The organism is Methylobacterium sp. WL64, assembly GCF_008039945.1.
Classification (GTDB): Bacteria; Pseudomonadota; Alphaproteobacteria; order Rhizobiales; family Beijerinckiaceae; genus Methylobacterium.
Genome location: NZ_VRVA01000219.1, coordinates 1 through 4,269 on the forward strand (window position 1 = coordinate 1; position 4,269 = coordinate 4,269).

A 4,269-nucleotide genomic window follows, 5' to 3' on the forward strand; every position below is an offset into this window, starting at 1 on the left:
TTCGGACGCGGCCGAGGCGGCGGGAGGAGCGGCGCGATCTCATCCCAGAGATCATCGGGGAGAAGCAGTCTGGCCATGCCAAACCAACGCTGAAAACCAAGCTCGGTGCCGTTCTGTTAGGCGTTCTAACTTCACACCAGGCAATCAGATCCGCCGAGCGGGCATAAACTTTTGCACATGATGCCCGAGCGAGACGGTGGTAAACCTCGCGCAGCCAGATTAGGATTTCAGATTGGTGCCCGTACCGCGAGACAGGTAAGAACACCAGCCCCTCTGCGATATTCGTAGATGTTCGTCCATACCATAGCGGTTTCATCCGTTGGGGACTTGATTTAGTCAGGCAAATCCTGTTGTGCCTGCGATCCTCGGCATGACCGAACGAGCAACAAGACCTAGACAGGAATTGAAGTGACGGAAGAAAACGTTGGGAGTGTCCCAAATTTTACCGAACTCGCTGGCGAAATTGTTGCCGCCTACGTGTCGAACAACCCCGTCCCCCCATCAGAACTGCCGAAGCTGATCCAGACCGTGCACAGCGCGGTGGTCGGGTTGGCCTTCGGCGTAGGTTCCAGCGCAACAACCATAGCCGACGACGCCGAGAAGCCAACCTCGGCCCAGATCCGCAAGTCGGTCCGCGACGATGGCATCGTCAGCTTCATCGACGGCAAGACCTACAAGACGCTCAAGCGCCACCTCAGCAGCCACGGGCTCGATCCGCGCAGCTATCGGGACCGCTACGGCTTGCCCGCCGACTACCCGATGACCGCTCCGAGCTATGCTGCACAGCGCTCCGCGCTCGCCAAGGCCATCGGCCTCGGCCGCCCAGGCCCTGCAACCGAAGTTGCCCTACAAGGGCGCCGCACGGCTGCTCGATCCTAAAGCCTCTGAACCGGCTCGGCCTCGCCGCCCGATCTGATCACGAGTCAGACCGCTTTGCTGCTTCTTGGGCGAGAATCAGGAGTCGGCGGCGTATCTCTGGATCGCTGATGTGCCGGTAGGCCAGCAGCAGTGCTGCGCAGGCTTCGTCGAGATCATCCTTCCCGCTGGCGGCGTCGGCTTCAGACCCGGCTAGTGGGTCCGCCGCGCCGTGCAGCGTCGCCTGCGGTAGGTGCAACGCGTCGGCAATGCGCTTCAGCAGTCGCATCTTGCGGGCACGCTCTTCCGCGGCTTGATCCTGAGGGGCGAAGCTGAACGCACGCCCATATTCGTCGTCGTGCTTCGCCATCTCAGTCCCGTCGTGGGTCACAGGTGCGCAGGATGTTAAATACCCTTGTTGCGAAGTGGCGCAAGATTATAATGTTGTTCCTTGGTCAAGCTGCAGAAGCGCCGGGTTGTGCATGCCCCGTAAGTTACCCGAAAACGCCCTGTGGTCAGGTTCTCTGACGCTCGCTGTGCCCAGTATCGGATTTTGGGAGACTGATTTCGAAGCCGATCGGACACGTGGTGATGCGGTGATGGCCCGGCTTTTCGGCTGGTCAGAGTCTGAGGCTGCGGAAGGCGTCGCGATCTCGCGGCTCGTGTCAGTCTTCCATCCGGACGATCTGGCCCAGGATCAGGAACGTCGCCGCCGCATACACGAGGAGGGCGGTGTGTTTGTCTGGGAGCACCGCGTCGTACCAGCACCGGGGGTCGTGCGCTGGGTGCTGGCACGCGGTCAATATTGGCGCAATGCGAAGGGCCGGATGTTCGGGCGGGGCATCGTTATCGACGTTACCGACAGCCGACGTGACGGGCATACTGACGGGCCAGCCCAGTTCCTGACCACCCCCGAGGTATCGGGTCCGCTCCTAGAGCGCATGGCCGAGCGCGCTCTGGAGGTTGAAGAGATGGGTCGCGGCGTTGATGACGAAACGGCGAAGCGGGTTCGCCCCTTGATCGCAGGTCTGCTATACGAGCTTGGTCGTCAGATTTCAGCGTCACTGGCAGTAGGCCCTGCGGCCGAGCGGCCGTCAGACCAAACGATACATTGAGCGCAATATCGCGAACGATATCAACGGGGATGTTCGATCGGTGCGGCCAGAGATGTAGGATGGGGAAGGGCTGTTGGCCTCGCGTTAACAGCCGCCCTTCGGGGTCCTGGATCGGGATGTCAGTCGGCAGTGGCAGTCGGTCCAAGCCGGGACGGGACGGACTGGACTACCCAGTTGATACGGTCGCCCTGCTGGCGCAACACGGCTCAGGAAGGGGGAGGGGCAACCTTCCACTCGCCGACGAGGGTAAGCGTCGCGGTGTAGATCTCCATGCCATTCTGGTCGCGGACGATCGCCCTGAACGTGCCTTGGTCGCCGACCGGCATCCTGCCTCGGACCATGTCCGGTAGCGCGGATAGTGCCATGCTCCGGGCTGCCGATTGGCATGTCAGGCCCTCGCCATAGTCGCCCTCGACGTACTCGTCATCGACGTCGGTATCGATCGTGTAGTGCGCCAAACTGGCTCTCCTTCACGGGAGCGTGAAGATGCACAGTTCCGAAGGCAGCTTCTCCCACATGTATCATGCCGCTTGGCCATGGCCGTTGTCTCGCAGTAGCTCTGCCCGATGCCCTCCGAGATCAGAGCACCTCTCCGCGGCCTTCAGCTTGAAGCTCTCCGCACCTGCGCCCTGTACCCGCAGGGCATGCGGCACTGGGCGCATCCGAGCGTCATGACGGTGTTACGGGAGCTTGGTCTAGTCGAGGAGAGGCCGGTACGCGGGCCGGGCGGGCGGAAGCTGTGGTTCCTGCTGCCAGCTGGGCGCGAGCTGCTGACCGAGACCGGAATGAGCGAGTCGCGGGAGTCGTAGAAGGCGGGTTCAGTAGCTTGGTGCCATCCGCTTCCCACCGAGGGTGTGTGAAAACGCAGAAGCGGTAGAAAAATCCTCCCAAAAACAACCTCGGCAGCGCCGAATGGGATCTCCAAACCGCGTCGGAGCCCACTTCGAGTGGGACCGCACGTCTGCCGCAAAGAAGATTGTTCTACAATTCTGGCGTGCGCCTCCGTTTTCGCACAGTGTGCACCCTTTTCGGACGCTGCCACATGCAGCCATAGGCGTAGGGAAGGCGGTCGGACACGAGGCGGGGCACGCGATCGGACTGATGTCTGTAGGAATGGTAAACGGTCCTGGTCTTTCGTCCCGAAGCATACCCTCTGCGCCTCACCGGACCTCGCCGTAGGAGCGCAGTGAAGTTACCCGGGAAAGCAAGCCTTCGGTGCATCGAGTGTTGCCCGATGGCTACGCTCGCGTTGCAACCCTGCACCCCACGCACGAGAACGCCGCGTAATCCGTGCTGGCATGCAATAAAGGCTGACCCGCCGACGGGGTGGTTTGGACTGCAGAATGACGACAGCTGGGCTTATCCGAGCGACCCGTATCGCTGCCATCGCCGCTTCGTTGGCCTTCGGGTTGGAGGGAACCTCCGTAATGGCCGGTTCGTCGGCAGAACCCGGACAGACCGTGGGGCAAGCCCCCGGCGCTCCGTTGCCCATCGGCCTCTACTTCATCGACACATCGAGTTTCGGCTCCCGCGATATCACCCCACGCGGCACAGACTCGAACGTCAACCTGCCGTCTTTCATATGGGCGACACCGGCCGAGGTGGTCGGCGGCCGAGTGCAGTTTGTCGTGTTGCAACCGATCACGGCTTCGAGCACGCGGGGTGCGGCGTACCAGAGTGGCTTCGGCCAAACGCTGCTCGCTGCACAGGTGGCCTGGAAGCTCGGTAACAACCTCAACTTCAGCTACCTGCTCGGCGCGTACCTCCCGAGCGACACTAAGATCGTCATCCAAAATCCAGTTCTGCACCAGCGCTTTGCCATCACCTACAATGGTGATGGCTGGAACCTGACAAGCAATTTCCTGTACGGCGCCTTTTTCGACACGAGATCGGCCAGTGGCACTTATTATCCCGATTTTCTCAACCTCGATCTCACGGCCACCAAGCATTTCGGTAAATGGGAATTCGGGCCGGTAGCCTTCGGATCGACCGATCTACCGACTCATAACCCGTCCTATGCCAGGCAGGGCCAGTTCGCAGTTGGTGGCCTCGTGGGATACAACTTCGGTCCCGTCAATCTACAAGCCTACGTTACGCGGGACGTTGTTCAGCGCAACTATGCGGGACTTGAGATGCGAGGCTGGTTGCGTGCCACGGTGCCAATCTACCAGGACAAAGGTGAAACGCCTGAGCCGAGCCCCGTCATACGCAAATTCTGAAACCGTTCCTAAATCGGACAAACTCAAGATCTGCATATATCGGAAGGCGACGCTAACGTATTGCGACGCCTCGATAAAAG

At 60.9% G+C, this 4,269-nt stretch carries 5 protein-coding genes; 3 read left to right on the forward strand and 2 right to left on the reverse strand.

Annotation, left to right across the window (positions count from 1 at the left end; translation table 11 throughout):
* The first annotated feature begins 408 nt into the window (after positions 1 to 408).
* Entirely contained in the window at positions 409 to 879 is a 471-nt protein-coding gene (locus FV242_RS32810; protein WP_147941857.1) for a MucR family transcriptional regulator, read from the forward strand.
* A gap of 37 nt (positions 880 to 916) precedes the next feature.
* Here FV242_RS32810 and FV242_RS32815 read toward each other — a convergent pair whose 3' ends face one another.
* Positions 917 to 1,225 (reverse strand): hypothetical protein, encoded by a 309-nt coding sequence (locus tag FV242_RS32815; protein ID WP_147941858.1) that lies wholly within the window; start codon positions 1,223 to 1,225, stop codon positions 917 to 919.
* A gap of 112 nt (positions 1,226 to 1,337) precedes the next feature.
* On the opposite strand from FV242_RS32815, the gene FV242_RS32820 reads away from it, so the two are divergent.
* Positions 1,338 to 1,970, forward strand: coding sequence for a PAS domain-containing protein (locus FV242_RS32820; protein WP_147941859.1), 633 nt, complete (start codon positions 1,338 to 1,340; stop codon positions 1,968 to 1,970).
* 206 nt (positions 1,971 to 2,176) lie between these two features.
* Here the strand turns inward: FV242_RS32820 and FV242_RS32825 are convergent, their stop codons facing one another.
* The gene (locus tag FV242_RS32825) at positions 2,177 to 2,428 is read right to left on the reverse strand and encodes a hypothetical protein (RefSeq protein WP_147941860.1); all 252 of its coding nucleotides are present in this window, start codon (positions 2,426 to 2,428) and stop codon (positions 2,177 to 2,179) included.
* A gap of 969 nt (positions 2,429 to 3,397) precedes the next feature.
* On the opposite strand from FV242_RS32825, the gene FV242_RS32835 reads away from it, so the two are divergent.
* Positions 3,398 to 4,189 (forward strand): transporter, encoded by a 792-nt coding sequence (locus FV242_RS32835; RefSeq protein WP_246693001.1) that lies wholly within the window; start codon positions 3,398 to 3,400, stop codon positions 4,187 to 4,189.
* Positions 4,190 to 4,269 lie beyond the last annotated feature (80 nt).